The 26,222-nt window shown below is 41.6% G+C and carries 29 protein-coding genes and 1 tRNA gene; 19 read left to right on the plus strand and 11 right to left on the minus strand.

All coding sequences use genetic code 11. From position 1 onward, the window contains the following. Positions 1 to 98 precede the first annotated feature (98 nt). On the plus strand, positions 99 to 431 hold the full coding sequence (locus tag LGO15_RS07260) for a hypothetical protein (protein ID WP_226087191.1): 333 nt from the start codon (positions 99 to 101) through the stop codon (positions 429 to 431). A gap of 172 nt (positions 432 to 603) precedes the next feature. On the opposite strand, the gene LGO15_RS07265 is transcribed toward LGO15_RS07260, so the two are convergent. The 4 genes from LGO15_RS07265 to LGO15_RS07280 all read right to left on the minus strand — a co-directional run bounded on the left by LGO15_RS07265 (position 604) and on the right by LGO15_RS07280 (position 2,645). Beyond that, entirely contained in the window at positions 604 to 1,029 is a 426-nt protein-coding gene (locus tag LGO15_RS07265) for a GNAT family N-acetyltransferase (protein ID WP_226087192.1), read from the minus strand. A gap of 6 nt (positions 1,030 to 1,035) precedes the next feature. Continuing rightward, on the minus strand, positions 1,036 to 1,548 hold the full coding sequence (locus LGO15_RS07270; RefSeq protein ID WP_167833790.1) for a YjcG family protein: 513 nt from the start codon (positions 1,546 to 1,548) through the stop codon (positions 1,036 to 1,038). A gap of 115 nt (positions 1,549 to 1,663) precedes the next feature. Next, entirely contained in the window at positions 1,664 to 2,389 is a 726-nt protein-coding gene (locus tag LGO15_RS07275) for an alpha/beta hydrolase (RefSeq protein WP_226087193.1), read from the minus strand. Between the two features lie 4 nt (positions 2,390 to 2,393). Beyond that, positions 2,394 to 2,645, minus strand: a complete 252-nt coding sequence (locus LGO15_RS07280; protein ID WP_226087194.1) for a hypothetical protein — start codon at positions 2,643 to 2,645, stop codon at positions 2,394 to 2,396. 212 nt (positions 2,646 to 2,857) lie between these two features. On the opposite strand from LGO15_RS07280, the gene LGO15_RS07285 reads away from it, so the two are divergent. From LGO15_RS07285 to LGO15_RS07295, 3 genes are all read left to right on the plus strand, one after another. Beyond that, positions 2,858 to 3,859: a TAXI family TRAP transporter solute-binding subunit gene (locus LGO15_RS07285; protein WP_226087195.1), complete on the plus strand. Its 1,002-nt coding sequence runs from the start codon at positions 2,858 to 2,860 to the stop codon at positions 3,857 to 3,859. A 193-nt stretch (positions 3,860 to 4,052) separates the two neighbouring features. After that, a complete protein-coding gene (locus LGO15_RS07290) occupies positions 4,053 to 4,583 on the plus strand; it encodes a DUF1850 domain-containing protein (RefSeq protein ID WP_226087196.1) in 531 nt (176 codons plus the stop codon). Positions 4,584 to 4,587: 4 nt separating this feature from the next. Beyond that, complete coding sequence (locus tag LGO15_RS07295; RefSeq protein WP_226087843.1) at positions 4,588 to 6,528, plus strand: TRAP transporter permease; 1,941 nt, start codon at positions 4,588 to 4,590, stop codon at positions 6,526 to 6,528. Between the two features lie 39 nt (positions 6,529 to 6,567). Here LGO15_RS07295 and LGO15_RS07300 read toward each other — a convergent pair whose 3' ends face one another. Continuing rightward, positions 6,568 to 6,789, minus strand: a complete 222-nt coding sequence (locus LGO15_RS07300; protein ID WP_167833786.1) for a hypothetical protein — start codon at positions 6,787 to 6,789, stop codon at positions 6,568 to 6,570. Between the two features lie 121 nt (positions 6,790 to 6,910). Between LGO15_RS07300 and LGO15_RS07305 the strand changes: the two genes are divergently transcribed. Both LGO15_RS07305 and LGO15_RS07310 read left to right on the plus strand, forming a co-directional pair. Next, complete coding sequence (locus LGO15_RS07305) at positions 6,911 to 7,528, plus strand: NUDIX hydrolase (RefSeq protein WP_226087197.1); 618 nt, start codon at positions 6,911 to 6,913, stop codon at positions 7,526 to 7,528. 90 nt (positions 7,529 to 7,618) lie between these two features. After that, a tRNA-Val gene (locus LGO15_RS07310) sits at positions 7,619 to 7,691 on the plus strand. A gap of 61 nt (positions 7,692 to 7,752) precedes the next feature. On the opposite strand, the gene LGO15_RS07315 is transcribed toward LGO15_RS07310, so the two are convergent. Next, on the minus strand, positions 7,753 to 8,607 hold the full coding sequence (locus tag LGO15_RS07315) for a manganese catalase (RefSeq protein ID WP_226087198.1): 855 nt from the start codon (positions 8,605 to 8,607) through the stop codon (positions 7,753 to 7,755). Between the two features lie 267 nt (positions 8,608 to 8,874). Here LGO15_RS07315 and LGO15_RS07320 point away from each other — a divergent pair, with 267 nt between their 5' ends. Next, entirely contained in the window at positions 8,875 to 9,927 is a 1,053-nt protein-coding gene (locus LGO15_RS07320) for a DUF2515 domain-containing protein (protein WP_318999829.1), read from the plus strand. Positions 9,928 to 10,606: 679 nt separating this feature from the next. Here the strand turns inward: LGO15_RS07320 and LGO15_RS07325 are convergent. After that, positions 10,607 to 11,179, minus strand: coding sequence for a hypothetical protein (locus tag LGO15_RS07325; RefSeq protein WP_226087199.1), 573 nt, complete (start codon positions 11,177 to 11,179; stop codon positions 10,607 to 10,609). 139 nt (positions 11,180 to 11,318) lie between these two features. On the opposite strand from LGO15_RS07325, the gene LGO15_RS07330 reads away from it, so the two are divergent. The 5 genes from LGO15_RS07330 (at position 11,319) to LGO15_RS07350 (ending at position 13,506) form a co-directional block, all read left to right on the plus strand. Beyond that, complete coding sequence (locus LGO15_RS07330) at positions 11,319 to 11,663, plus strand: four-helix bundle copper-binding protein (RefSeq protein ID WP_226087200.1); 345 nt, start codon at positions 11,319 to 11,321, stop codon at positions 11,661 to 11,663. Positions 11,664 to 11,812: 149 nt separating this feature from the next. Continuing rightward, positions 11,813 to 12,034, plus strand: coding sequence for a spore germination protein (locus tag LGO15_RS07335; RefSeq protein WP_226087201.1), 222 nt, complete (start codon positions 11,813 to 11,815; stop codon positions 12,032 to 12,034). Positions 12,035 to 12,046: 12 nt separating this feature from the next. After that, positions 12,047 to 12,409 carry a hypothetical protein gene (locus LGO15_RS07340; RefSeq protein ID WP_226087202.1) on the plus strand — a complete coding sequence of 121 codons (363 nt, stop codon included), beginning with the start codon at positions 12,047 to 12,049 and terminating at the stop codon, positions 12,407 to 12,409. A gap of 130 nt (positions 12,410 to 12,539) precedes the next feature. Beyond that, the gene (locus LGO15_RS07345; RefSeq protein WP_226087203.1) at positions 12,540 to 12,692 is read left to right on the plus strand and encodes a YfhE family protein; all 153 of its coding nucleotides are present in this window, start codon (positions 12,540 to 12,542) and stop codon (positions 12,690 to 12,692) included. Positions 12,693 to 12,963: 271 nt separating this feature from the next. Next, positions 12,964 to 13,506 (plus strand): general stress protein, encoded by a 543-nt coding sequence (locus LGO15_RS07350; protein WP_226087204.1) that lies wholly within the window; start codon positions 12,964 to 12,966, stop codon positions 13,504 to 13,506. 121 nt (positions 13,507 to 13,627) lie between these two features. Here the strand turns inward: LGO15_RS07350 and LGO15_RS07355 are convergent, their stop codons facing one another. Then, positions 13,628 to 14,107: a hypothetical protein gene (locus LGO15_RS07355; protein WP_167833777.1), complete on the minus strand. Its 480-nt coding sequence runs from the start codon at positions 14,105 to 14,107 to the stop codon at positions 13,628 to 13,630. A 178-nt stretch (positions 14,108 to 14,285) separates the two neighbouring features. On the opposite strand from LGO15_RS07355, the gene LGO15_RS07360 reads away from it, so the two are divergent. Both LGO15_RS07360 and LGO15_RS07365 read left to right on the plus strand, forming a co-directional pair. Then, complete coding sequence (locus LGO15_RS07360; protein WP_226087205.1) at positions 14,286 to 15,458, plus strand: S1C family serine protease; 1,173 nt, start codon at positions 14,286 to 14,288, stop codon at positions 15,456 to 15,458. 184 nt (positions 15,459 to 15,642) lie between these two features. Beyond that, entirely contained in the window at positions 15,643 to 15,879 is a 237-nt protein-coding gene (locus tag LGO15_RS07365; RefSeq protein WP_226087206.1) for a hypothetical protein, read from the plus strand. Positions 15,880 to 16,048: 169 nt separating this feature from the next. Here the strand turns inward: LGO15_RS07365 and LGO15_RS07370 are convergent, their stop codons facing one another. The 3 genes from LGO15_RS07370 to LGO15_RS07380 all read right to left on the minus strand — a co-directional run bounded on the left by LGO15_RS07370 (position 16,049) and on the right by LGO15_RS07380 (position 20,386). Beyond that, positions 16,049 to 18,409, minus strand: coding sequence for an FdhF/YdeP family oxidoreductase (locus tag LGO15_RS07370; protein ID WP_226087207.1), 2,361 nt, complete (start codon positions 18,407 to 18,409; stop codon positions 16,049 to 16,051). A 281-nt stretch (positions 18,410 to 18,690) separates the two neighbouring features. Beyond that, the gene (locus LGO15_RS07375) at positions 18,691 to 19,050 is read right to left on the minus strand and encodes a Na-translocating system protein MpsC family protein (protein WP_167833771.1); all 360 of its coding nucleotides are present in this window, start codon (positions 19,048 to 19,050) and stop codon (positions 18,691 to 18,693) included. Between the two features lie 73 nt (positions 19,051 to 19,123). After that, entirely contained in the window at positions 19,124 to 20,386 is a 1,263-nt protein-coding gene (locus LGO15_RS07380) for an L-lactate MFS transporter (protein WP_167833770.1), read from the minus strand. Between the two features lie 479 nt (positions 20,387 to 20,865). On the opposite strand from LGO15_RS07380, the gene fdhD reads away from it, so the two are divergent. The 5 genes from fdhD (at position 20,866) to LGO15_RS07405 (ending at position 26,222) form a co-directional block, all read left to right on the plus strand. Next, positions 20,866 to 21,654 carry a formate dehydrogenase accessory sulfurtransferase FdhD gene (gene fdhD, locus LGO15_RS07385; protein WP_226087208.1) on the plus strand — a complete coding sequence of 263 codons (789 nt, stop codon included), beginning with the start codon at positions 20,866 to 20,868 and terminating at the stop codon, positions 21,652 to 21,654. Between the two features lie 496 nt (positions 21,655 to 22,150). Then, positions 22,151 to 22,906, plus strand: coding sequence for a transporter substrate-binding domain-containing protein (locus LGO15_RS07390; RefSeq protein ID WP_167833829.1), 756 nt, complete (start codon positions 22,151 to 22,153; stop codon positions 22,904 to 22,906). Positions 22,907 to 23,004: 98 nt separating this feature from the next. Next, positions 23,005 to 23,670, plus strand: coding sequence for an amino acid ABC transporter permease (locus LGO15_RS07395; protein ID WP_167833768.1), 666 nt, complete (start codon positions 23,005 to 23,007; stop codon positions 23,668 to 23,670). A 28-nt stretch (positions 23,671 to 23,698) separates the two neighbouring features. After that, entirely contained in the window at positions 23,699 to 24,421 is a 723-nt protein-coding gene (locus LGO15_RS07400) for an amino acid ABC transporter ATP-binding protein (protein ID WP_167833828.1), read from the plus strand. Positions 24,422 to 24,659: 238 nt separating this feature from the next. After that, positions 24,660 to 26,222: a BCCT family transporter gene (locus tag LGO15_RS07405; RefSeq protein ID WP_226087210.1), complete on the plus strand. Its 1,563-nt coding sequence runs from the start codon at positions 24,660 to 24,662 to the stop codon at positions 26,220 to 26,222.

Here is a 26,222-nt window from a genome sequence, read left to right on the forward strand (position 1 = left end):
AAGAGTTTTCCATTAGTAGTTTACTACGGTCATAAACAGGGAAATGGAAAAGAAGAATATAGTGAGAGTATAAATAATATTGCTTGGGGGGTATCAAAATGGGGTACATTCTTCCAGTGACAAATTATCAATATATACAATATGCTGAGCGGGAAATAGGAACAGACTATGATCCATTTATGATTCAAAAGGTTAGCAGGGTCCGCAAAGAAGATCCGGTAGAAAAAGGCCAGGAACAACAAGAGCAAGCCGTTGTACCTATGCAAAAACGGAAGGATCATCAGCCTGTAGCGAGAATGCAGCTAGCAGCCTCTGATATAAGGTACTCTAATACAGATCGGATGTATAAGAAAAAGGTGAATCCCTCAGTGGTCAGCAAGGCATATGCAGAATTGACAGGAAAAGGAAGGCACTACAGCGAGTCAGTCTAAACTCAGCTGCAGTGCTTTTTATTAATATGTAGAGGAAACAGACAAAAGCGAAACTCCACTCAGATGAGTGGAGTTTCATTTCATTGGATAAGAAAGTATGAATTTTGCACTTAGATTAGTGTCTAGCTCCAGCGCTTGTCGGGGCTGACCAAGGCGCTTGCGCTTTTCTTATTCATATGGATTTTTTCATCGTTTTATGTGGGATTCCGGCATCCATGAATTCTTCTGATACCGTTTCATATCCTAGCTTGCTGTAAAATGGGATGGCATGTGTTTGCGCGTTCAGTTTTAAGGTAGAGATGCCTTGTGACTTGGCATATTCCTCGATCTTATCCATGACAGCGACACCAGCACCGGTTTTGCGATTTTCTTTTAAGACACAGATTCTTTCAACCTTGCCGATTCCGTCCAATACACGAAATCTTCCGGCTCCAGCAGGTTTTCCATGATCATCATATAACACAAAATGCACAGAATCGGATTCAAACTGATCAATTTCTTCTTCCTCAGGAACCTGTTGCTCATGAATGAAAACAGTCTTGCGCACCTCGAATGCGTCTGCTAATTCTTGTTCGTTCGTTACAATTTTTACTTCCACGTCCATTTATTCCTTTCCAAGCCTGAATGTCTCATATACTGTCCATGAACCATTATCCAGCTGGTATAGTAAGTGTATCCTATCGGCAGTATCTTCATAATGAACTTTTGTCATACGCAGTGAACCATATACATCGGAATGTTCATCGTCGGACATTTTTTGCCCGATGGTAATATGAGGCACAAAGTTATACTCCTGATTCCCACCATCAAATGTTGCATTAAGCTCATTATGAAGCTTTTCCAGCTCTTCCGGTGATTCAACCTTCAAGTAAATGACGTTGTTGACGGGCTTAAAGGAACCAATCTTAGTGACTTGTATATTGATCGGCTTGAAATTCCTGGCGATTGTATCGAGTTTATTTGCGATTTCCTTGATTTCTTCCTCCGTTGCCTCAAAAGAGGACTTTAGAGTCACATGAGGAGGGATTAACGCATAGTGAGGATCATAGCGCCTTCTCATAGAATTTGCAAAATCCTGGATTTTCTTCGATGGAAAAATGACAATACCGAACTTCATCTCAGATACCCCCGTTTCATTAGTGTGGTGCACATGGATTAACTAAGAATACATAAATATGATTTACCATTCATTATAACAAAATTTCTAAATATATAATATAAAGAAGCATATATTATGAAAACACTTGTTTTATGGCCCTTTTGAGGTCAGGCTGCCAATAAGTCCAAGTGTGATCCCCGCTGAACTCATCGTAAAAATAGCCAAACCCGTTTTTCTTGAATATCTTTGAAAGCTCCCTGTTGGGTGTAAGGAAGTCTTTATTTTTGGATGAACTCGTTTTTACATCTGTTTCTTGCTCCCCGACAGTGTGGTAAATGTTAAGCAATTCAGGTTGACGGAAATCCTCAACGGCCGAAAATACATCTTCATTTACATATGGTGACTGAAGGAGTACTCTTCCAAATGTGTGCGGATACTGTAATGCTGCGAGCAAGGAAACGGTAGCTGCGAGGGAATCACCAATCAATGCGCGGCCCATGCCCATTTGGTAGGTAGGATATTGTTCATCCAAATAAGGTACAAGCTCATGAGCCAGAAAACGGATATAGGCTTGATGCTGCTCTCCTTTTGGGTGATATTTGCGCCGCCTATCCTCAACCGATTCATATGGAATCCCTACGATGATGACGTTTTCAATTTCCTTTTTGCCAAGAAGTTCGTCTGCAATCCTTCCCATTCGTCCTAACTGGAAATAGTCCCGGCCATCCTGTGCAATCAGCAATGAATATTTATATAAGGGAGAATAGTTGGCAGGCAAGTAAACCAGCAGGGTCACTTCTTCTCCGAGCTCCTTGCTTTTAAGGACGATTTCTTCTATTTTACCCATTGGAAAATCCATTCATTTACCTCCAAATACATTCTTTATCTGTTCCAATAAATAAGAATGTGTAAATTTCTTCGGAAAATGTCCAGCTCCAGCGCCTAGCCCCTCGAGACGCTTGTCTAGTGTCGCCTCCTAGAAACTCCGAAACTTCAACTCTGCCGGCAGAAGCAAAAAGCGGTTCTTTGTCGGAGTCTCCAGTTTCTGCGTTTCTGTTCAGTCGGCTATACTTTTCGATTTCGGTCCGCCCAATGAAGTCAAAGAACGACTTCACCGGTCGGCCCTCCAGCGCTTGTCGGGGCTGACCAAGGCGCCTACGCCTTTCTTTTCACTAAGATTTTAGCATATGTATTTTAAAAAAGCTTTTTTGGCAATCTACTTTTAACGTGAAAGAAATATAGTAAGCAAGTAACATGTTTGACAATTGTGTGAAGTCTTATGTTAAGATTATGTTGAACAATTCTATTTCTATAAGGGGGAATTCTGATGAAAAAAAGAAAGTTTCTTTTATTCTCTGCATTGATGCTGGTCCTTTCAATGGTCCTGGCTGCATGTGGCGGCGGAGGCGGCTCTGACGAAGAGGGCGGCGGAGAAGGAAAATCAGAAGAAAAGCCAAAATACATGAGCATCCTTACTGGTGGTACGGGTGGTACATACTTCCCGTTGGGCGGATCGTTTGCCAAGATCGTATCTGACGCAACAGGGGTAAGCACAAATGCTGAAACAACAGGAGCTTCTGCAGAGAATATGCAGAGCATTAAAGACAATAAAGGTGAAATCGCCTTCACACAAACTGACATCGCTTCCTACGCAACGGAAGGTAAACTGATGTTTGACGGAAATAAAATTGATAACATCAAGGCAATCGGTACACTTTACCCTGAAACGATTCAAATCGTTACAACTGAAAAATCAGGGATTAAATCTGTAGCGGATCTTAAAGGCAAAAAAGTCTCAATTGGTGCACCAGGTTCTGGTACAGCGGCGAATGCTGAACAAATCCTTGAAGTTTATGGACTGTCACTTGATGATATTGAAAAGCAGGACTTAAGCTTTGATGAGTCTGTTAACGGAATCAAAGATGGCAACATCGATGCTGCTTTCGTAACAGCTGGAACACCTACAGCTGCTGTTGAAGAATTGTCTGCAACAGAAAAGGTTGTTATTGTACCAGTTGAAGCTGACAAAGCTGAAGAGCTAATCGAGAAGTACCCATACTATGCTAAAGAAGTAGTACCTTCTGGAACTTACAAGCTAGATTCTGAAGTGCCGACAGTGGCAGTTCTTGCGATGCTCGTAGTAAAAGCAGACCTTTCTGAGGATCTTGTATATGACATCACAAAGTCAATTTTCGAAAATCTTGATCAGGTGACACACGCGAAAGCTAAGCAAATTAAGCCTGAAAATGCACTTAACGGTGTAGGTATCGAAGTCCACCCAGGTGCACAGAAATACTATGATGAAAAAGGTATCAAAGCAGCTGAGTAAGAGCAAGAAAGAAATTGGCCGGACCGTGTCCTAAGGGCATAGTCCGGTCACTTCATCTTAAAAAGAAGGTTTTCACTAGAAGGCCACATGGGTGACAACCCAGGCAGGATAGACCGAACTTCCAACCGGTCTATTTTTTACTGTAATAACGAAAGAACTCCATTGGAGACAATGGACAGGCGAGGCTATTGATATGAAAAAAAACAGGAATAAACTAAAAATCTTCGTTCTGTCTGCCCTCATCATTTTTATTTTTATCTCAATCAATATCCCATACAAAAAAGCTCTAGTTTTTCTTGCACCAGAAAGTAATGATATACTCTGCTATGTACCGATTGATGCAGGGGAAACCTTTAAAATAAAGTATACACATTCGATCCATCTGTCAGATGTGATAGAAAGCTATAAAGTTACCGAAAGTGATAAAATCAGACAATATGAACTTGAGTATGAAGATTTTGCAATTGGTATGCCATCTGAAATTGCGGATGGAGAGAACTTTGAAATGAAGGATGGCAAATATTATATAACAAATATGGCCAGGGAATTCTCTCATTTCGATATGCGGCTTGGCCAAGTCCGGGCAAAACACACCCTGATTTATGAAGACATAACGTACCCTTTGTCGAAGGCGATTGAGCCTGGATCCAGGATACGGATAAAGATTGAGAAAATTAGTTTATTGAAGCAATTGGAAGGAGTGAATATCCTTGACGACAAATGAAGAAATGGTATCTCAAGAAAAACAACAAGAGCTTTTGGAAAAGTATGATCCGGAGGCGGCAACTAGAAAATTGGCAGGTACGATGGGATGGATTGTCTTCTTCGGACTTCTGGCTTTCTCGTTATTCCAGCTGTACACCTCGATATTTGGTGTTTTGACTGCCCAGCTCCAGCGTTCGATCCACCTGGGATTCGCTCTCGCGCTTATTTTCTTGCTGTTCCCGGCAAGGAAGAAGAATCTCAAGGTGAAAAAAGTAGCATGGTATGATCTGCTATTGGCAGTGATCGCGGTTGCTGTCGGTGCTTATTGGCCAATGATGATAGATGACCTCGTAAACCGTGTCGGCCGTTTGACACCAATGGACTTCTACATTGGTATCGCTGCGATCCTGCTGGTTCTTGAAGCTACAAGAAGGACAGTTGGCTTGCCGATTACCATTATTGCAGCTTTATTTATGGCTTATGCCCTTTATGGACCTTATATGCCAGGTTTCTTGGCCCACAGGGGACTGGATCTTGAATCTCTTGTCCAGACAATGTTCTTTACGACGGAAGGTATTCTGGGAACTCCGCTGGGGGTTTCATCAACATTTATTTTCTTATTTCTATTGTTCGGTGCATTCCTCGTAAAGACAGGGGTAGGACAATATTTCAATGACCTTGCTGTTGCCGTTGCAGGTAAAAGTACTGGTGGACCAGCCAAGGTTGCGATATTCTCCAGCGCCCTGCAGGGAACAATCAGCGGAAGTTCAGTGGCTAACGTTGTTACTTCAGGTTCATTTACGATTCCAATGATGAAAAAGCTTGGCTACCGCAAAGAGTTTGCCGGTGCTGTCGAAGCAGCGGCATCAACTGGTGGGCAGCTCATGCCGCCAATCATGGGAGCGGCTGCGTTCCTCATGGTTGAATTCATCGGTGGCGGAATTACTTATTGGGAAATTGCCAAAGCAGCAACCATTCCGGCATTATTATATTTTACTGGAATCTGGATCATGACACACTTCGAAGCAAAGAGAATTGGGCTGCGCGGTTTAAGTGACGAAGAAATGCCAGACAGAAAAGAAGTGCTTAAAAAGATTTATCTTCTTTTGCCAATCTTGATTGTCATTCTTTTGATGGTAAGCGGTATGAGTATCATGCGTGCTGCCCTTTGGTCAATTCTATCGACCATTATCGTCAGTGCTTTTAGCAAAGAGACGAGAATCGGTTTTAAAGATGCGATTGATGCGCTTGTCGACGGTGCGAGGACAGCATTGGGAGTTGCGGCTGCTACAGCAGCTGCAGGTATAATTGTTGGTGTCGTTACGAAGACAGGACTTGGATTGAAGCTTGCAAATGGCTTACTTGACCTTTCAGGCGGTTACTTGATTCCAACCTTGATGTTTACGATGCTGGCAGCAATTGTACTGGGGATGGGTTCGCCAACAACGGCCAACTATGTTATCACATCGACAATTGCCGCACCTGCGATCATCCTTTTGGGTATCCCAGATTTGTCTGCTCACTTATTTGTTTTCTATTTCGGTATCATTGCCGATATCACGCCTCCGGTTGCGCTGGCAGCATTTGCAGCTGCGGGAGTGTCGGGCGGAGAACCACTGCGTACCGGTGTGAATTCTGCTAAGCTGGCAATTGCCGCTTTCATCATACCTTATATGTTCGTGTTGTCTCCTGAACTTCTTATGATCGATACAACCTGGACGTACTTGATTTGGGTCGTGTTTACCGCCATTTCAGGTATGCTGGCAATTGGTGCCGGTATTATCGGTTACTGGCTGAGGAAATTATTCTGGTGGGAAAGAGTGCTTGGATTGGTAGCAGGTATTATGCTGATCTATCCAGAAGGTATGACAGATATCATCGGTCTCGGTCTATTCATACTCCTTGTTGCCCTACAAGTGATCATCAAGGATAAAGAATCAGTGAAACCAAAGACAGCAAATTAATGAAGATAAAAAGGAGTCCTAGCTAAAGGGCTTCTTTTTTTAGCTTGATTTAAGCAATTTTCCCCTTTCGAGCATAACCGACAAGATGTTTTCCTTTTTGAAAAGGCGGTCAGCCTTTCTAAGAAAACAGAAAGCTTTAAAATAATGTTCGTGCATTTCTTTTACGATTATTCTGCGTTGGGTAATTTCGTTATTTGCTGCAAGATAAATCATCTCCACAGCAAGTTTTTCCTTAAGCGATCTTTCAAGCAGGCTTTTCATATGCTCTCGCTCCTTATAATTTATATATCCATTATACCCGAACATAAGTTCTTTATTCAACCATTTTCTAGAACGCTTGTTCGTATAATATTAATGGTATAATTAACTCGGAGGTGGAATCATGGAAAAAGAACTGCTTAAGACATTTGATGAAAATGGGAACGCAAGAGGAACCGCCACTAGAGCGGAAGTACATAGAGAAGGGCATTGGCATGAGACCTTTCATTGCTGGTTTACTGAGAAGATCGGAGATGAGCATTTTATTTTTTTTCAAGTCCGCAGCTCAGACAAAAAAGATTATCCCAATTTGTTGGATATTACTGCAGCGGGCCATATTCTTGCAGAGGAAACCCATTTGGATGGTTTAAGAGAAGTGAAAGAGGAGCTTGGGATTGAATTTTCCCTGGAGGATCTGAAGTCATTAGGAGTAATCAAAGATTCATTGAAAAGTCCTGGATTTCTTGATAATGAATTGTGCCATGTGTTTTTATATGACAAGCATATACCATTCGATCATTACGACCTGCAAAGGGAAGAGGTCTCGGGCATTATGATGACAAGCATGTCTGAATTCATAAATCTATGGTCTGGTAAGAAGCAGAAAATAAAAGCAGAAGGTTTTCTGTCCAGTGGGGACCATGAAAAGAAACCAAGTAGCTTGCTTGTTACAAAAAGAGACTTTGTACCCCATGAAGATTCATACATTTATAGAGTTATAGAGGCAATGAAAAATTCGTAAAACAGTTTTTTTATGCAATATATTATTGACAATCCCATCATTTCAGTATATATTAGTATATGTCCTCACTAAACAGGACAAACACAATAGGATTCCTTAGCTCAGCTGGGAGAGCGCTACCTTGACAGGGTAGAGGTCGCTGGTTCGAACCCAGTAGGAATCATACTAAAAAGCTTCAATCCTTTTTTAAGGATTGAAGCTTTTTTTGCATTCACCATCTTTTTTTACATTAAGTTTGGCGGGATCTGCTCAGTGTGTATAACAGCAGGAGGTGTATTGAAAACATAAGGTGGTGCTGGTTTTAGCTTTGGTTTTGGACCAAATGGAGCCGGATTCTGGACATATTGGAATGCGCCCAGGCCATCCATACTCATTCCGCTTGCCCATCTGCCTGCAGCACTTTCGTCTCCCTCTGAAAGGTTAAATAGCACGTAGGAAACTTCCTGTTTTTCTAGATGTTTCGGGAAGGTGCTTGGGACTACTACATTTTCCTTTGCCTCCAATTCTTTGATTGCGGCAATCCACTGATTTTGGTGCATCGTGTCCCTCGCCAAAAGCCAGGATAGCATGTCCCTTACTCCACGGTCTGTCGTTTCATAATATAGCCTGGCAACCTGGAGCCTTCCCTGGGACTCAGCATTCAGATTAGCCCTGAAGTCAGCAAGAAGGTTGCCGCTCGCGGCGATGTACTCCGCAGTCCACCGGTTTCCAACACTGTCAGCAGGCATAGCGCCTAATCCTGATACGATGATATGCTGCGGATTCATTCCTCCTAAAATCGCTTTCATCATCGGATCCTTTGCCGCTTCCTCTTGTGCTCCAACAGGTGCCCCATCCAAGAGCCTGGCGATCATGGTGGATAGCATTTCGATATGGGCCAATTCTTCTGTTCCGGTATCCATTAAAAGATCCCGATACTTTCCATCCCCCCGCGTATTCCACCCTTGAAAAAGATATTGCATAGCCACAGAAATTTCCCCGAACTGTCCACCGAGCACTTCTTGAAGTTTCCTGGCATAAACAGGATCAGGCCGTTCTGGTTTTGCTTGATATTGTAACTCTTTTACATGGTAAAACATCCTATTCCTCCCCAAACAAAAAATGCATTCCGCATTTATCATATGGGCAATTCGGGTTTTAGGAACTTGGATTAGTAAGAGGCCGAGGATTGTCGGGAATCTTCGAGCAAAGCATTGTACGTTGACTGGTTATTATCAGAAATATTCCTTCATATTCTTATACTAAAATAACCGGATGAAAAGGGGGAATGGATCATTTCCTTTTTAAAAAGAAGAATAAAGTCACCCATTGAAGTAATCGAGGGTAATTTACAAAAAAGGCAGAAGGTGAAGCAGGTAAGGAACCCTACTGCAGAAGAGAAAAAAATCGTTTTTGAAATAAAGAGGAAAACGGAACAATTAAATAAAAATAATATCACAAGAACGAAAGCATATTTGGACTTTTATTTTAAGCATCCGGAAATTCACTGGGCATTCCTAGCCCATATGGTTTCACGGAATGGTGGATGGAGCATGACTGATTTAAAAGCTGAGCTTTTAAAAAGACTTTTATCCAAAGGCGAAAAGGAATCCTACTTCTTATTCCTTGAACGAGGGAATTGGCTGATCTTCCAGGATGCCTATCCACAACTTCTGCTCTATGAGGAAAGTCTGAAGAGGAAAAAACCGCTGTTCAGTCTCCTTCCACACCTGAATGTTTCTGTTTTTATGGAAACGATTTGGGAGCACTTCTGGAAAGCTTCCAATCCATCTTTGCTCACAATCGGTTTGATCATCAATGAACAGCATTATATAGAAAATAGAGTCATCCGGAATAAAAAATATATCAAAGAGGTATTCAGTACCCTGGAGTTTGAAATACAGGATATATTGTCCTTCAATCAAATTCTTTTCCCATACAATGATTATGGTGTTATTAAATTGGCTGGCCAGACAGTGAACCAATTCGAATCATTGCGTGAAAGAATCCAATTGGGTAAGAGACTTTATGCTGTTCTATTTGATGATGGACTACTGAAAAAGGTGGAAGAGTGGGCAAGGTTGCATCCGCATACTGGTTCAAGAAAAGATTACTGGCCTCATATCTTCAATGATGTACATGAAGGAAGCCCAGGACTTAAATATCAAATTAAATTGCGTTCATGCAAGCTAAAACCAGGTGCAAGAAGGATTTATAGCCCCACATTGCAAAATGTATGGAAAAACCGCCTGCATCCGGAGGCAGAGGCAGGAGAATGGTTTGATGATATTAAAGTCATAGAATATCTTAGGGAGATAGAGGCACCATCTGTTGGAAACATAGAATTTGAGTATTGCCAAACACTTGAAAAGCTTGAACTAGCTGCTTTTGCTAAAAAGATAGTTTCTATTCTTGATTAGCCAATGATACCTTAGTTTGGAATAAGGTAAAAGCTTCATGGAGAGCTGTTATTGTGACATGTTTCAAGTTTTAGAGCTTAAAGCTGTCAAGAAAACGGGGTTATTGTGACAGGTTTCAGGATATTGAAGTCAATGCTGTCAAGAAAACGAGGTTATTGTGACAGGTTTCAGGTTGTGGAAGTCAAAGCTGTCAAGAAAACGAGGTTATTGTGACAGGTTTCAGGTTGTGGAAGTCAAAGCTGTCAAGAAAACGAGGTTATTGTGACAGGTTTCAGGTTGTGGAAGTCAAAGCTGTCAAGAAAACGAGGTTATTGTGACAGGTTTCAGGTTATTGAAGTCAATGCTGTCAAGAAAACGAGGTTATTGTGACAGGTTTCAGGTTGTGGAAGTCAAAGTTGTCAAGAAAACGAGGTTATTGTGACAGGTTTCAGGTTGCGGAAGTCAAAGCTGTCAAGAAAACGAGGTTATTGTGACAGGTTTCAGGTAGTGGAGCTCAAAGCTGTCGAGAAAACGTGATTATTGTGACAGGTTTCAAATAGTAGAGCCTAAAGCTGTCAAAAAAATGCAGTATTGATGGCGGTTTAGAATTGTTGAACAGCATCTTGGTTTTTCTCTTATATAGCTCGGCTTTCAGGAGAATTTCACATGAAAGAAACGGTTGTTTTCAACCGTTTCTTTCTTATGGGTGATGTTTGTGTTCCTGTTGCGGCGTACTTCCCTTTAGGGTTTCGATCCAAGTGTGTCCAAGTTTGCTGCCCGAATAGAGGTAGAATACCAGGAATATGAAAGTGAGTAATGGTTTCATATAATATCTTTTGGATGTGATGGCTGTTTCAGTTTTTGGTAGTATTTTAAAAAGGAATAGGGCTGCAAGTGTTACTGTCAAGAAAATGTTAATGAAGATCAGGGATTTTTCAGGCTGAAGCATTTCTCCAAGCATGGCCCCCATCATACCGCCCATTATGCCGGACATTAGACCTTCGATTGCAGCAGCAGAACCGAATGAAGCACCAGTAATCGTGCCAGCTGCTGCTCCTATCAGCATTGATAAAATGGTAGAAAGAAATAGGTCACCCCGAAAAACAGTTCCCAGTAAAAGTCCACTAGTCAATCCAATATTCATGCCGATAAACATTGGAATAATCATCCCGGTCATGCCTGCCATATCAGCCTTTTGACGAAGAGCAAGGATGATGGAAATCAGAATAACTGCAGAAAGAGTAAAAAAGACAAAAGTATTGTACAATAACATGGCTAGCCCCCTTTTTACCATCATATGAAAATAGAGGACAAACCATTCCCGAAGTTGACTCCATTAACATTTAACGTATAATTCATCGAAATTCACAAAATATAAAGTGTGTTAAATGATATTAGGAGGAATAAGTGATATGGGAATATTGTCAGCGTCAACATCTCAAATGGACAACTGTATTGATGCATGTGTGAAATGTGCAAGGGCGTGTGAGGAGTGCCTGACTGCCTGTCTTCAGGAGCCTGATGTCCAGGCACGAATCATGTGCATTCAGACCTTGAATGACTGCGCAGAAATATGCCTTCAGGCTGTGGCTTATATGGCAAGAAACAGCCAGTTTGCCAAGCAGCATTGCCAGCTGTGTGCAGATATTTGTGATGCATGTGCAACGCATTGTGAAAAGTTCCAGGATGCCCACTGCCAGGAATGCGCAAAAATCTGCCGTCAATGTGCAGAAGCATGCAGAAACATGGCATCATAAGTTTGCTTTAAGACTAAATCCTTGCATTTGGAATGCAGGGTTTTTTTATTGGGGAATTTAATACGACATTATATCAATGAATTAGGCACACGAAAATTTCCTCTTACACATACAATGCTAATATACTTGCCATTTTTAGGAGTGATCAGATGCCTGTATTAATTGGCGGTATTAAGATTGGCGGTGTTCAATCGGGAGCATCAATGAACAACGGTGAGATTTTGTTCACCTCTACTCACAGTAAAATGAACATGCAGGCACAAGCGGGTTCATTTACCGTAGGGGATGCGAATTTTATCAATAATGCTGGCAGCGGGAATTTCTCGATACCACAAGTGAATGATCCCGATATAGCAGAGGTAGGAAACTAAGGGGTGCAAGCGGTGAATAATTACTTTTACCATTTAATTCATTCAGAAAAAGAATATTGGATACAGCTTGCCCTCTCTTACCAAACCAGAATAAGAGAACTCGAAGAAAAAGTAGAATTAATGAAACCTGAACAAAACGGTGAACTCCAATCAGAAATCATTAACGATACAACCGGTAAAATTTCCATTCAAAATGTTAAAGTGAATCAAATACAATCCGGTGCTGCCTTTAATATTGCTGAGATGATATATAGTACTACCAAAAGCGATATGGACATGGATTTGGGGCCGAATTCTATGAATATTGGTGACCATAATAGGATGGAGCATCAAGAGGGATATAGAGTGAAGTTGGGGCCAGTACAAGGGGTGTAACTTTATATACTAGCTTTGTACGGGCCATCTTTCAACCTGTGAACTGAGTGGCAGTTACGTTTACCCTAAAATAAAAAGGGTACGAACATAATAGAGGTTCATCAAAACTCAATCACAGGAGGTAGATCTTATGGATAAAAATAAAGCTCCTAACAAAGGGTTGAATACTGATCAGAACAATGGTCTGACTGATACTCAGGAGGTGCTTTACGCAAAGGACTTCACTCGTGCAGTAAAGGCAGAAAATAAGTTCAGAGAAGAGAACGGAAACAAAGGTAAATAGATAGACAAAAAGATGGCTTTTAAGCCATCTTTTTTATTTCCATATTTAATGGAAAAGGACTCTATGTTTAGGCAGAAATGTGACGGGTATTGGTTCTATGTAGGCACAATCACACAATTTTTATAATGGTAAATAGTTGTATTGGCATATATGTCTTAGTTTTGAGAATCTCAACTTTTAGACATTGGATGCCGCAACAGAAACCATTACGCTCAACCAGTTAAATATTTTAATTCGAATGAGCGTAAAAACTAGAATGGAGGTATAGTCAATGGAAAAGACAATCGTAGGTGGAGTATTCAGGGACTCAGACGAAGCAATTGGTGCAATTAGAAGACTTAAGGAAATGGGCTTTGATACGAACGATTTATCAATCTTCGCAAAGGACGATGATAAATTGGAGAACATTGAAGACCAGACGGATGTTGATGTAATTGAAAATGATTCTGGCCGAGGAAAAAATGCTGGCAAGGGTGCCGGTATTGGTGCTGGAACCGGTGGAGTTCTTGGAGGCATTGCTGGCCTGATAGCTGAAATCGGTCTGCTCTCAATCCCTGGTATTGGTGTACTTGCTGCAGCAGGTCCGCTTGCAACAACTTTGAGCGGTGCAGCAATTGGCGCTACAGGAGGCGGAATTGTAGGTGCATTGACAGGTGCCGGAGTAACCGAGGATGACGCCAAGGAATATGAGAAATACTTGAAGGAAGGAAATATCCTGGTGTTGGTTGAGGTGGATGAGGAAAGAAGAGAGGAAATCCATACCACCTTTAGAGACTCCAATTCATTAAACACTGATATGTATGTGACTTCCTAAGCTGGAGGGCAAGAGGCATTCCTTTGGATAGGAATGCCTCTTTTTTATGGATATAGGGATTAGTTCTGTATTTTAAAAAAACTATCTGTTCCAGTAGGACAGGCACTGCTTATCATGAGACTTAACCGGTAAGCTTAGGCCATTTTTTATAACGCAGGACTTGGTAAATGGCCAGGCCGTCACTATAATTGCCATTTCCGTAATCGACTGGAATTAATGAAAAAGTAGCCAGCCAGACAGAAAAATAGGAATAACGGACAAATATAGTATGAGGTTCTAAAAATCCTTGAGAAATGAGAATATTAAGGGCCAACACGGATCCAAGATTAAAGATGATGCCACCGGCATGGACAAGGAAATGGGTTAAACGATTATTCCATTTAAGGTGCTCATACTCGCTAAAGGCATCCAAAAAATACATGCTGTTTAAACTGAATGGTCCCTTTTTGAAGATTCTTTTTCCGCGCCCAAGGGAGAAACTGAATTCCCCTCCAAATATCCATGCAAAGAAGGAATGCCCTAACTCATGAATTAGTGAAACTACTGGATAAATAAATAACAGTGCCAGAAGAAAGCCAACAAAGTCTGAAAAGCCGAACATGATTAGAGACCTCCTATCTTAAAAATGTTTTTTGTAATCAATGTACAGATTTTACCCATGGTCAAGTAACCTAAACGAACATATAAGTTGAAAATATTACACATTTCCTTATTATTTTCAACTATTTACACAAATAGACAACTTAACCAAATTATAAGCTGGAAAGGACAGGTGAAAAATGGATAATCGTAAAAAGAATAATTTCAAGTCTTTGTTTTTGACAGGCATTGCCGGAATAGTCGTTGGAGCGATTCTTATCTTCTTGCTTGGTCCGTTTTCGTCTGAAAAAGATTTAGTGTCTACAGCCAAGAACGATCCAGAGGGAAAGTTTACTGCAAAAGTCAGTGCTGATGAGGGAGAAGAGGATCCCACTATAAAGGAAGCGGTTAACAAAAGTATGGATACGGTTGTCAGCGTGGTGAAATACGAAGGCGGAAGTATGTGGGAAGGAACTGAGCCACAAAAAGCCGGATCTGGTTCAGGAGTCATTTATAAAAAAGAGGGTAGCAAAGCATATGTAGCAACTAATCACCATGTTATTGCCGGCGCAAGCCAGATTGAAATTAGCCTTGGCAACGAAAAGAAGCTTCCGGCTAAGCTCTTAGGCTCCGATCCACTGCTTGATCTTGCTGTATTGGAGGTAAATGGTGAAGAGATTAATGATGTTATTGAACTTGGCAAATCGGAAAAACTGGAGCCAGGGGAAACTGCGATTGCGATTGGAAATCCGTTAGGCTTCTTGCATGGTACTATAACGGCCGGTGTAATCAGCGCTCCAGATCGAGTGATGCCTGTCGATATAGATCAGGATGGAAGCATTGATTGGCAGTCAGAAGTAGTCCAAACCGATGCGTCCATTAATCCAGGTAACAGTGGGGGGGCATTAATCAATATTCAAGGAGAGCTGATTGGCATCAATTCATCTAAAATAGCCCAAGAGGCTGTTGAGGGGATAGGATTTGCCATTCCAGTTGATGTAGCAATGCCAATTTTGAAAGATTTAGAAGAATATGGGGAAGTAATGAGGCCTTATATAGGCATTGTTCCGATTTCACTGTCCGATATTCCATCTCAATATTACAGTGAGACGTTAAACTTGCCAGCTGGAGTGGAAAATGGAGTCGTCATCAAGGAAGTAGTATCCACGTCACCTGCAGGAAGGGCTGGCTTAAAGGAGTACGATGTCATTACAAAACTTGATGACACAGAAGTGAAAACCGCAGGTGAACTACGTAAATATTTATACACCGAGAAAGAGGTTGGCGATGAAGTAACAGTGACATTCTACCGGGATGGAAAAGAGGAAACTGCAACATTGAACCTGGTCGAAGATTGGTCACAAAGCAATTAATCTATAGATCTATAGCCGTATGAACTGCACTGAAATTGTTGGACGCAAAACTAACAATGGAGGTGCAGTTTTTATATTGCCTTTTTCAATTGTTTATATAGTTGATTAAAATTAAAAACGCCTATACCCTTCCTGGAAGAACGAATAGGATAATACAGAATAATTAAATGTAGGAGGGGAAAATATGTCACGTGAAAAAGGAAAGGTTATTCATGTTGATAAGCTTACCATTCATGCAAAAGAAGTTGAGATCATTCAGGAAAGTCCTAGAAGGCATCACAGGGATAGAAGGCATCCATTAGATTTCTTTGGTCATGGAAGAAGAGGAAGGCATGAAACCGAAGAAGGCAGACACATTGAGGATGAAAGCAGTTCGGATGAGAGAAGCAATGAAAAACACAGAGGACCAAGGTGGTTTTAGTAAACAAACGACTTGAAAAATCCAATATTCTTTAATACAGAAAAGGTTATTCAAAATGGCTTTCCTGTTTCTTTGTTAAAAGAAAGAAAATCTAAATACAACCAGAAACTTCATTATTATATAAAACCAGCTTGCAGACGTTAAAATCTGCAAGCTGGTTTTATAATTGTTAAGCTGGTGAGTCGAGTTCATCATCTACAATGCGTTTTTCGTGGTGTTCGACGTCTTTTCTGGCATTGAAGCGATCAGCTTTTTCCAGCGTGACTGTGATGTTGTAGTCTGGGATTCCGGCGTACTTTTCATAGCGGCCTCTTGGCAGAAGGAAATTTCCTTCCGGGAAATGAACCTGGACATTGCCCCGTGAAATGTCTACGAATTTCGCTCTTCCCTGGAAAACACCAAAGCCGTTGTATAGAACAATTCCTTCGCCTTCAGCAATGCTAAGGTCCTGTGCGTCATCTGCATTCATCAGGACATCATAGCGTCCAGCACCATTGAGCGGATCGACTTCATTGTAGACCATGGAGTTGAATTGCTTTCCTCGACGGGAAGTAACGATGAATTGTCCTTCTTTTTTACCGAGTTCTGGGATATCAACTGAAATCAGATTTCCTTTTCCGTCTGAAGTAGGGCAGATTCCATCTTCACATAACCAGGCTCCTCCCCACTGGAACACATCTCCTGCTTTTTTAAGATGTTGTACTCCGTCATAATTTGGATTTGCCAGGGCGATTTCATTCCGAATCTCCTGTGCATCTTTAAAATCAACTAGATGTGCAGTCTCAGGCTTGATGCGCTTTGCTAAATCAATGTAGATTTTCCACTCTGCACGAGCTTCTTCAACCTGATTTTTGTTGCCTTCAATTTCAGGGCTAAAATAAACCATACGCTCAGTTGAAGTGGATGTTCCGCCGCCTTCCTGCTCATAACGAGTCTTCGCCGGAAGAACGATGACAGCTTCCTTTGCATCAACAAGGGTAGAAGTATTCAGGATGATATCCTGATGGACACGGATATCCAATTCGGACAATGCTTTCTCCACAAAGTTGGGGTCCGGCATTGTTTCAAGGAAATTGCCACCCGACAGATAGTACATCTTAATCTTGCGTTCATGTTCCTCAGGAAGCAAAATATTCTCGAGAGTCACTCCGACGATGTCGCCTTGCCAATCCGGAAGTTCGAATCCCCATAGCTCCTCAATTCGCTTAATATTTTCTCCATAAAAATCTCCGCCTGGGAGAACGAAAGGATCTGCACCCATTTCACCGCTGCCCTGGACAGAAGAGTGTCCACGGAAAGGCATCAGACCTGCGTGCTTTCGGCCAAGGTGTCCCCTGAGCAATGCAAGGTTCGCCACTTGTGAAATATTATCTGTTGCAAATGAATGCATCGTCAAACCAAGTGCCCATGCATAAACCGCATTCTTGCTATTAGCGAGAAGTTCAGCCAACTCGAAAATGCGTTCTTGAGGAATGCCAGAAGATGCGATAATATCGTCCCATTTTTGCTTCTGGACTTTGGATTTTAATTCTTCATAGCCATTTACATGTGCGTTGACAAACTCATGATTGATGGCCGAACCGTGATGGCTCTCCTCCATTTCAAACCAATGCTTCATGATTCCATGCATAAAGGCAATATCTCCGCCGATGTTCACCTGGTAGAAATCATCCGCAATTTTCGTGCCGAAGAGAGCGGATTCTGGATTTGAAGGAATCCAGTATTCATCCATAGCCGGTTCCTTATATGGATTGACGACAATGATTTTTGTTCCTTTTTTCTTTGCCTCCAACATATATTTCGAAGAAACCGGTGAACTGTTTGATGCTACGCTGCCCCAGAACAACAAGACATCAGTGCCAATCCAGTCCTGATAATTAGAAGTAGAAGCTCCAACGCCAATGGATCTTTTTAGGGCTGTTTTAGAAGGAGAATGACAAATCCGGCTTGCATTGTCAATATTGTTGGTACCCAGAAAGCGGGAGACTTTACCTGCTACATAGTAAGATTCATTTGTAATCCCCCGGCTTGTCAGGTAAAAAGCGTACTGTTTCGGATCCAGCTTTTTCGCTTTCTCTGCAATCATATCCATTGCATCATCCCAGGTAATGCGGGAGAACTTCCGCTCACCCTTCCTGCGGATCATTGGATAGGGGATACGTCCCAGTTTGCGAAGCTGGGTACTATCATATTTCCTGAGGTCATCAATATCGGAGTGAAGAATTTCCGGTTTAATAGCACCGGCAGTATTCAGCCTAAGGACATTCAATCTTGTTGTACAGATGTGGGGACCGGTTAACGTCTGGTCATTGAGACCTGATACACCCAGCGCACATCCGTCACAAACCCCTTTAGTCAGGATGTTGGTCGCGTACCCAAAGTTATCCCTGTTGTCCCAAAGTGTTTTCATAGTATCTCTAATATGCTTAGGTTTCACTTTGCCAAGCCCAAAGGGAATCGGGCTGACCCAGTGTTTAGGTGCAGGCATTGCTGCTTTTTTCTGTGGTCCTGGATGTTTTGTTTTTCCCAATTGAAACACTCCCATTTGTTACGATCTTTAAGTCAATAAAAGGTTGTTATCACCATGATTTTGTTGTTTTATGTCCTGTTTAAAAATCAAAAGGCGTTAGGGGCTCTTTTTAAAGATCCTTCTAATAAAGATTGCTTAAGGACACGTAAAACTTTTGGTTGAGAAAGCAACCAAGTTTACGAAAGAGCCTTATAAAAAAACCACCGTTAGCCTGAGAATGATGCTTCAGGTGTTAACGGTGGTTAGTCTTTAGCAGGTTCGCTGCCAAGTGCCATACCTTTTCATTCACTGAATTTCGCTTGGATATCTTCATCGAAAACAAAGATGGACATTCCAAAATCACGATCGATATCTATATCTACAAAAAGTTCTACCAACTTGCAGCCGAGAAAATCTTCCATCTCAATTGGAGGATTCTTTCGGTACATTTCTTTAACCATTTCCGTTCTTGCAGCTCTCAGTGCCTGTTTCCCTTCATTTGCGGAAGCAATGAACTTCTCAACAGGTGAAAGGTTTCCCTCCATCTCACAGATGGCCCATTTTTTACAGAAGGTAGTGGTTATTTTGCTTGGCCCTTTCCCCATATGCTTTTTGCGAAAGGAACGGACTAGATTACTGAATTCCGCCTCGTATTTATTCATATGATCCTCCTGTCATCAATACAGGTTATAAGACGATTGGTATTTTACCATATAAAGAGGCGATTACAAAGCATTAACCAGCGAGTCTTTCACTCGCTTCATTTTGTTTTCGCAGTTTATTAATGTCACGGCGAATTAAAATGGATACTGCCAGTGCAACAACGAACAGTCCGCTGAAGAACGTTAGGCTTGTTGCGTAGCTTCCAGTAGTGTCTTTCATCCAGGCTGCGAACATCGGTCCAGCCAATCCGGCAGCGGCCCATGCAGTCAGGATATAGCCGTGAATCGCGCCTAGTTGTTTTGTTCCGAATATGTCACCGATGAAAGCAGGGATCGCAGCAAAACCGCCTCCATACATTGTGTAAACCACCGCAAGCATAACCTGGAATAAGAAAGCTTCTTTTGTATGCGGCAGTAACATAAATAATACAATCTGTGAGGCAAAGAAAATGGTGTAAGTGTTTGGACGGCCGATATAGTCTGAAATCGACGCCCATGCAATTCGGCCAAATCCGTTGAATAGACCTAAAACACCAACAAGTGCAGCAGCCTCGGCTGTAGTCAGGCCAATACTTTCTTCTGCCAAAGGTTTTGCGGCCGAAAGAATGGCAATTCCGCAAGTGACGTTGATGAAGAGCATCACCCACAGATAGTAAAATCGGGAAGTCTTTATAGCTTCATTTGCTGTGAGCTGGGAAAGGTCTTTCTTCACTTTCACTTTCCCTGAATCAGCTTTTTCCTTAAAGCCTTTTGGAGCCCAATCAGCGGGCGGCCTTTCAAGGTACAGTGATGATAGCGTCATGATAATAAAGTAAGCTGCACCCAGAATGTAAAACGTATTGGCTGTGCCTACAGATTTAATCAGGGAGTCCATGACAGGACTGCTGATTGCTGCAGCAAATCCAAATCCCATGATCGCAAGTCCTGTTGCCAGGCCGCGCCGGTCAGGGAACCATTTTACTAAAGTCGAAACAGGGGCTATATAACCCACTCCCAGTCCTATGCCGCCTAAAACACCATAAGTTATATACAATAATGGCAATGATCCAAGATTAACCGCAAGGCCTGACCCTAAAATTCCTGCTCCGAAAAAGCCCGCTGCAAGAAGCCCAGCTTTTCTGGGTCCATGCTTCTCTACAAAATGTCCAAGAAATGCAGCTGATAGTCCTAAAAATAGGATTGCAAGGCTAAAGGTAAATTGTACTTGCTTGGAAGTCCACCCAAATTCTTCGATTAATGGGTTTGTAAAGTTGCTCCAGGCGTACACTGAACCAATAGATATGTGAATCCCCACTGCAGATGCTGCAATAAGCCATCGGTTCTTCGTCTTTTTCATGCTTTTTCCCCCTTACTTAAATTCTCCATAAAACAATTGCTATGACATTGAAGTTGATGGAATCTATTATACTGCTTAATAGCTGATTCCAATCTCGATATGTATACTGTTGTACTTCGCTGTTCTCTCTCAAGAAACAGAAAACCGCCAATCTTTCCAAGCCCGCCAGAAAGAGGCGGACATTGACAGAAAAATTGACGGTTAGTAATAAGCAGGTATCGCTACTCATGGACCAACAGTTAATCGCTTACATTTCCATTACACTTTAACCGACGACAGGATCGCTATCTCGAAATCAAAACGTGACAGAATAGTGAACTTCGGGAAAATTTTATCATCTTAGAACTGGAGATGCAATACATTTTACGTTGCTAAATCAATTTTACACTATGTATGTGTTGTAAATTTTTCTTGTGAAAAAGAAAAGAGTGTGTTTAGATTTTAAGTATTCTCAAAATCTAAAAACTCAGGTGACGATTATGTTAGAAAATATGAGTGATAAATATACCATAACAAAATATCAGGATGGACAATTCCTGGATGTTGAGGATGTTATCGTCAATGAATTCCCATTGACAATCTTTGTAAACGATATGGAGTTCGCAACCATGGTTTGCACTCCTACACATTTTGAGGAAATGGTTGTCGGTTTTCTGGCATCCGAAGGGGTTATCCGTTCTTACAATGACATCCATTCACTTAGCATTGATGAAAGCAGAGGTTATGCTTACGTTATGCTAAAAGTGAATATGACAACAAACCAGGAGTATTATTCAAAACGCTTTATCGGGTCCTGCTGCGGAAAGAGCCGTCAATTCTATTTTCACAATGATGCCAAGACAGCAAAAACCTCGATGTCCAATACAACGATATCAGCGACCCAGAGCATTGCGTTGATGAACCAGATGCAGAGTAGCTCCCAGGTGTTCCTTGAAACAGGTGGAGTCCATAATGCAGCTCTTTGTTCACCTGATGAAATGATTGCGGTGCGCACGGATATCGGGCGTCATAATGCATTGGATAAACTATACGGATATAGTATTTTGAACCGAGTCCCTGTAAGAAATAAAATCATTGTTTTTAGCGGCAGAATATCTTCGGAAGTGCTATTGAAGGCTGCAAAGATTGGGGTGGGGATTGTTTTGTCAAAATCAGCTCCGACAGATCTTGCTATCAAACTGGCTAAGGATTTAAACATTACGGCAGTAGGTTTTATACGTGGAAAATCTTTTAATGTGTATTCCTGTCCAAAAAGAATTATAGATTAATTTGCTTTAATGAATGACAAAATTTTTATAGCACATATGAACTAAAAGCCAGGGACCGTATTCGGACTCTGGCTTTTCTTAGTATAATGAATTTTTTTCGGGAAAAATGTCGGACAAGAAAGAATCTGGAGTATATCAGAGGATATAGAGGGAAAACGGAGACTCTGCTGGCTCATTTGATGAGAACAAAGAATATCAAATGATATGAAGAATTATCAGATAATTTGGATTTTGATTGAATATTACAGAATTGTTACAATTATCTTCATAAACGAATTACAAGCCCAAGGGATCATATTCAATGAATTAGGAAATATGAATCAAATCTGATAATAGTAGTTTACTATATTAGAGAACTGGGTAATAAGTATTAAGGTGAATGTTGCGGTTTTTTATAATTAAGTTATAAGGACCGTTTAACAGAATAAATTTAAAAATATAGATTTTTGAGGGGGAGTTTTAAACAGTGAAGAAAATATTAACCTTATTTACTCTTATGGTGACCATGATCGGTCTCCTGGCTGCTTGTGGCAGCGATGAAAAGGCATCCGGTGACGGCGGCATGAAGTTGGCCGAGGATGGCAAGTTCACTTTTGCATCATCTGGTGAATTCAAACCATTCAGCGTAACCGATGGAGAAGGAAAAATGAGTGGTTTTGACATCGATGTTGCCGAAGCGGTGGCAAAGGAACTCGGCCTGGAACCAAATCAGAAAAAATTCAAGTTTGCCAGTATCGTAGAAGGTGTTAAGTCAGGCCGCTTCGATGCAGCTGTTGCCAGTCATACCATTAATGATGATCGTAAGAAGCATGTGAATTTTTCTACTCCATACTACTACTCTGGACCACAAATTTTTGTTAGACCAGACAGTGATGCAGAAAAACTTGCTGATCTAGAGGGACTGGAAATCGCCGTTTCAAAAGGTTCTACTTATGCAAAGACTGCTGAAGATGTGACAGATAATATTGTGCTTTATGACAGTGACGTAACTGCTCTAGAAGCGTTAGCCAACGGAAGGCACGACGCTGTTATAACGGACTTTATTACAGGGAAAGAAGCGATTGGTGCTGGCCTGGAAATTGAAGGCAGAGAGCTTCTTGGACGAAGCGAGCAGGCAATTGCCATAGCCCAAGACAACGATGAATTGCTGGAGAAAGTCAACGAGGCATTGGAAACTCTAAGAGAAAATGGAACGTTGAAAGAAATCAGTGAAAAATATTTTGGTGAAGACATCACAGTTAAGCCGGAATAATAAGTTGTCATCTGGAGCGAATGTGCGGTAAAACTGCACATTCGTTTCTGCTTAAAAATGAATATTAGTGAAGAATAATTGAGCCCACAGGGAGTTGAATGAATTTGCCAAGTCTATCGCATGTTATAGAAGTCTTTTTTGACACGTATGATATATTCCTCAAAGGCATGCTACTTACATTACAAGTTACAGCAGTATCGATCTTGATTGCTATTTTCATAGGATTGTTTTTTGCCTTTCTTAAAATCTCTGGCATTAAAGTATTGGAATGGATTGCAAATGCCTATATTTATTTAGTCAGAGGAACCCCGCTAATCGTCCAAATCTTCATCTTCTACTTTGGAATGACTAATCTGAACATTTCTGCTTTTTGGTCTGTTGCACTAGGACTAGCATTCCATAACGGTGCCTATATTGCGGAAATCTTCAGGGGAACAATCCAGTCTATCGACAAGGGACAAATGGAAGCTGGCCGTTCACTGGGAATGAGCAGAGTCCTGACAATGCGGAGAATCATCCTTCCACAAGCTTTCCGCCGCGCACTTCCGCCGCTAGGGAATCAGTTCATCATTGGCCTCAAGGATTCATCATTGGCAGCTTTTATCGGCATGTATGAATTATTCAATGTCGCGACAACAAAAGGTGCAAACGATTTTGACAACATGACGTATTTGCTCATTGTTGCTGTGTACTATTTATTCCTTGTTTACTTGATATCTGCTTTGGTTGGACTGCTTGAGAAGAAACTTTCGGTAAGTGATTAAGGGGGAATTCGTTTTGGACGGAAGAGATATGATCAATGTGAAAAAACTGAATAAATCATTTGGCGATCTTCATGTACTGAAGGACGTTGATATAACAGTAAAAGAAAGTGACGTAGTTTGTTTAATTGGAGCCAGTGGATCTGGTAAAAGTACATTGCTGCGATGCTTGAACTTCCTTGAAATCAAGGATAATGGACAGATCATCATTGAAGGGGAAGAAATAAACGCAGGTTCTCATGATCTGAACGAAGTGCGTCAGAAAATCGGCATGGTTTTTCAGCACTTTAACCTGTTTCCACACAAAAATGTGATTGAAAATATCATAGAGGCACCAATCCACGTAAAAGGAATCAGCAGGTCCCAGGCCATAAAGGAAGCAAGGGAACTATTAGGGAAGGTGGGCCTTGCCGATAAAGAAAAGGTCTATCCATCGAAACTTTCCGGCGGACAGAAGCAGCGTGTAGCAATTGCTAGAGCACTGGCGATGAAGCCTGACATCATGTTGTTTGATGAACCAACATCTGCACTGGATCCAGAGTTGGTAGGAGAAGTGCTTGCAACGATGAAAGAGCTGGCGGAAGAAGGCATGACCATGGTAGTCGTCACACATGAGATGGGCTTTGCTCGTGAGGTAGCTGATTGGGTTGTCTATATGCACGGGGGACGGATCATAGAAGTAGGTCACCCTGAAGAAATTTTTGAAAATCCAGTCGAGGAACGGACTCGTGAGTTTTTAAGCAAAACATTTTAAAGGGATGGACGCTTAGAGCACTCTAAGCGTTCATTTTCTCTTTGGTTATGTAAAATGAACATCTCGCTTAATTATCAGGTGATAAACTTGAATGGCATAGATGGTATGTGAAAATAAAGTTTCACAGTGGATAATTAAGGGAAAAAGATTACAGAATAATTACATGGCAGCAGGCAGCTTGCTGTTGCTTTGTATGAGGTTATACATAACTGAAACTACATATTTCTTGGAGGCTGACATGCTTAAGAAAATATTCTCAAACTTTGTTTTTACTGTGTCAGCTGCGGTGATTCTGCTGTTCGTCGTAGTTGGAGCTATTGTACCGAAGAAGTTTGGTGCAATCGCTGGAGAACTTTTTAGTTTTACAACTTTTAATTTTGGCTGGTTCTATTTGCTGGCAGTGTTTATTATTGTTTTATTCTTGATTGGACTGGCTGTCAGTAAATACGGAGCAATCCGGCTAGGCGGTGAAGGAGAGCGCCCTGAGTTTTCTTTCTTTACCTGGATCGGCATGCTTTTCTCAGCCGGTTTTGGAGCCGGGCTCGTTTTCTGGGGAATTGCTGAACCAATGAGCCATTTCTTTAACACGCCATTTGCCGATATAGAAGGAGAATCTAGGAATGCAGCCAGAGTCGCAATGGGCTATTCATTCTTTCACTGGGGAGTCAGTCAATGGTCCGTTTTTGCGATTGTTGGTTTAGTAATCGGGTTTCTTCAGTACCGCAAACAAAGAAACGGGCTGGTTTCTACTGCCCTTGAGCCGATTACCGGCACAAAACCTGCTGTGAAAAATACAATTGATACACTTGCTGTCGTAGCTACTGTAATGGGGATTGCCACGTCTGTCGGGCTTGGCGTCCTGCAAATGAATGGCGGCCTGAACGCTGTGTTTGATACAGGAAACTCCATCGGTATACAAATGATCATTATTTTAGTCATTTTCATTGCCTATATGATTTCGTCTTCAACCGGACTTGATAAAGGGATTGCGATGCTCAGCAACTTGAATCTAGGGATTGCAATCGTACTTTTGTTATTCGTTTTGATAGCTGGTCCTACAGTTTTTATCATGGAAAGCTTTACACTGGCAATTGGTGACTACTTCGCGAATTTCATCCAATATAGCCTGAGGCTGCAGCCCTACCAGGAAGGAACCTGGACAAGGGATTGGACGATCTTCTATTGGGCTTGGGCGATTGCCTGGTCTCCATTTGTTGGAGCGTTCGTAGCACGTGTTTCAAAGGGAAGGACAATCAGGGAGTATATTTTTGGGGTCATGGTGATTCCACCTGTAATTGCCTGCCTTTGGATCGCAGCTTTCGGTGGAACTGCTTTATGGAATGACCTGAATTACGATACGGGGATCGCGGCAGCAGTAAACGAAGATTTAACTTCTGCCTTATTTAAAACATTTGAAGTGCTGCCAATGACGTCGGTTTTATCGGTATTATCGATCATTTTGATTTTCACCTTCTTGGTCACATCAGCTGATTCGGCTACCTATATCCTGGCAAGTATGACGACATCTGGAAGTTTGAACCCTCCAAGATTCGCAAAAATCGTCTGGGGTTCATTAATGGCAGCTATATCTGCCGTGCTGCTATACGCTGGCGGACTCGAAGCATTGCAGACTGCTTCGTTGATTGCAGCACTTCCATTTACAGTCTTGCTGCTATTGCTGATGTTCGCAATTCTTAAATTGCTGAAAAAAGAACCACTGCCGATCAGGCCAGCAGATTTAAGACGATTCCGCAGATTAGAGAAAGCGGCAAGCATAGAGCCAGAGAAACATAAAAAATGA

It is taken from the genome of Mesobacillus sp. S13 (assembly GCF_020422885.1).
In the GTDB taxonomy this organism is placed as follows: Bacteria; Bacillota; Bacilli; order Bacillales; family Cytobacillaceae; genus Mesobacillus; species Mesobacillus selenatarsenatis_A.

Excerpts from the sequence above, each read along its gene's own strand:
- LGO15_RS07380 (WP_167833770.1), bottom strand. The coding sequence starts at position 20,386 with ATGAAAAAGACGAAGAACCGATGGCTTATTGCAGCATCTGCAGTGGGG.
- LGO15_RS07295 (WP_226087843.1), top strand. The coding sequence starts at position 4,588 with ATGGTATCTCAAGAAAAACAACAAGAGCTTTTGGAAAAGTATGATCCG.
- LGO15_RS07300 (WP_167833786.1), bottom strand. The coding sequence starts at position 6,789 with ATGAAAAGCCTGCTTGAAAGATCGCTTAAGGAAAAACTTGCTGTGGAG.
- LGO15_RS07390 (WP_167833829.1), top strand. The coding sequence starts at position 22,151 with ATGGTGACCATGATCGGTCTCCTGGCTGCTTGTGGCAGCGATGAAAAG.
- LGO15_RS07365 (WP_226087206.1), top strand. The coding sequence starts at position 15,643 with ATGTCACGTGAAAAAGGAAAGGTTATTCATGTTGATAAGCTTACCATT.
- LGO15_RS07275 (WP_226087193.1), bottom strand. The coding sequence starts at position 2,389 with ATGGATTTTCCAATGGGTAAAATAGAAGAAATCGTCCTTAAAAGCAAG.
- LGO15_RS07400 (WP_167833828.1), top strand. The coding sequence starts at position 23,699 with ATGATCAATGTGAAAAAACTGAATAAATCATTTGGCGATCTTCATGTA.
- fdhD (WP_226087208.1), top strand. The coding sequence starts at position 20,866 with ATGTTAGAAAATATGAGTGATAAATATACCATAACAAAATATCAGGAT.
- LGO15_RS07290 (WP_226087196.1), top strand. The coding sequence starts at position 4,053 with ATGAAAAAAAACAGGAATAAACTAAAAATCTTCGTTCTGTCTGCCCTC.
- LGO15_RS07360 (WP_226087205.1), top strand. The coding sequence starts at position 14,286 with ATGGATAATCGTAAAAAGAATAATTTCAAGTCTTTGTTTTTGACAGGC.
- LGO15_RS07315 (WP_226087198.1), bottom strand. The coding sequence starts at position 8,607 with ATGTTTTACCATGTAAAAGAGTTACAATATCAAGCAAAACCAGAACGG.
- LGO15_RS07375 (WP_167833771.1), bottom strand. The coding sequence starts at position 19,050 with ATGAATAAATACGAGGCGGAATTCAGTAATCTAGTCCGTTCCTTTCGC.
- LGO15_RS07395 (WP_167833768.1), top strand. The coding sequence starts at position 23,005 with ATGAATTTGCCAAGTCTATCGCATGTTATAGAAGTCTTTTTTGACACG.
- LGO15_RS07325 (WP_226087199.1), bottom strand. The coding sequence starts at position 11,179 with ATGTTATTGTACAATACTTTTGTCTTTTTTACTCTTTCTGCAGTTATT.
- LGO15_RS07305 (WP_226087197.1), top strand. The coding sequence starts at position 6,911 with ATGGAAAAAGAACTGCTTAAGACATTTGATGAAAATGGGAACGCAAGA.
- LGO15_RS07405 (WP_226087210.1), top strand. The coding sequence starts at position 24,660 with ATGCTTAAGAAAATATTCTCAAACTTTGTTTTTACTGTGTCAGCTGCG.
- LGO15_RS07285 (WP_226087195.1), top strand. The coding sequence starts at position 2,858 with ATGAAAAAAAGAAAGTTTCTTTTATTCTCTGCATTGATGCTGGTCCTT.
- LGO15_RS07355 (WP_167833777.1), bottom strand. The coding sequence starts at position 14,107 with ATGTTCGGCTTTTCAGACTTTGTTGGCTTTCTTCTGGCACTGTTATTT.
- LGO15_RS07330 (WP_226087200.1), top strand. The coding sequence starts at position 11,319 with ATGGGAATATTGTCAGCGTCAACATCTCAAATGGACAACTGTATTGAT.
- LGO15_RS07260 (WP_226087191.1), top strand. The coding sequence starts at position 99 with ATGGGGTACATTCTTCCAGTGACAAATTATCAATATATACAATATGCT.
- LGO15_RS07345 (WP_226087203.1), top strand. The coding sequence starts at position 12,540 with ATGGATAAAAATAAAGCTCCTAACAAAGGGTTGAATACTGATCAGAAC.
- LGO15_RS07270 (WP_167833790.1), bottom strand. The coding sequence starts at position 1,548 with ATGAAGTTCGGTATTGTCATTTTTCCATCGAAGAAAATCCAGGATTTT.
- LGO15_RS07350 (WP_226087204.1), top strand. The coding sequence starts at position 12,964 with ATGGAAAAGACAATCGTAGGTGGAGTATTCAGGGACTCAGACGAAGCA.
- LGO15_RS07335 (WP_226087201.1), top strand. The coding sequence starts at position 11,813 with ATGCCTGTATTAATTGGCGGTATTAAGATTGGCGGTGTTCAATCGGGA.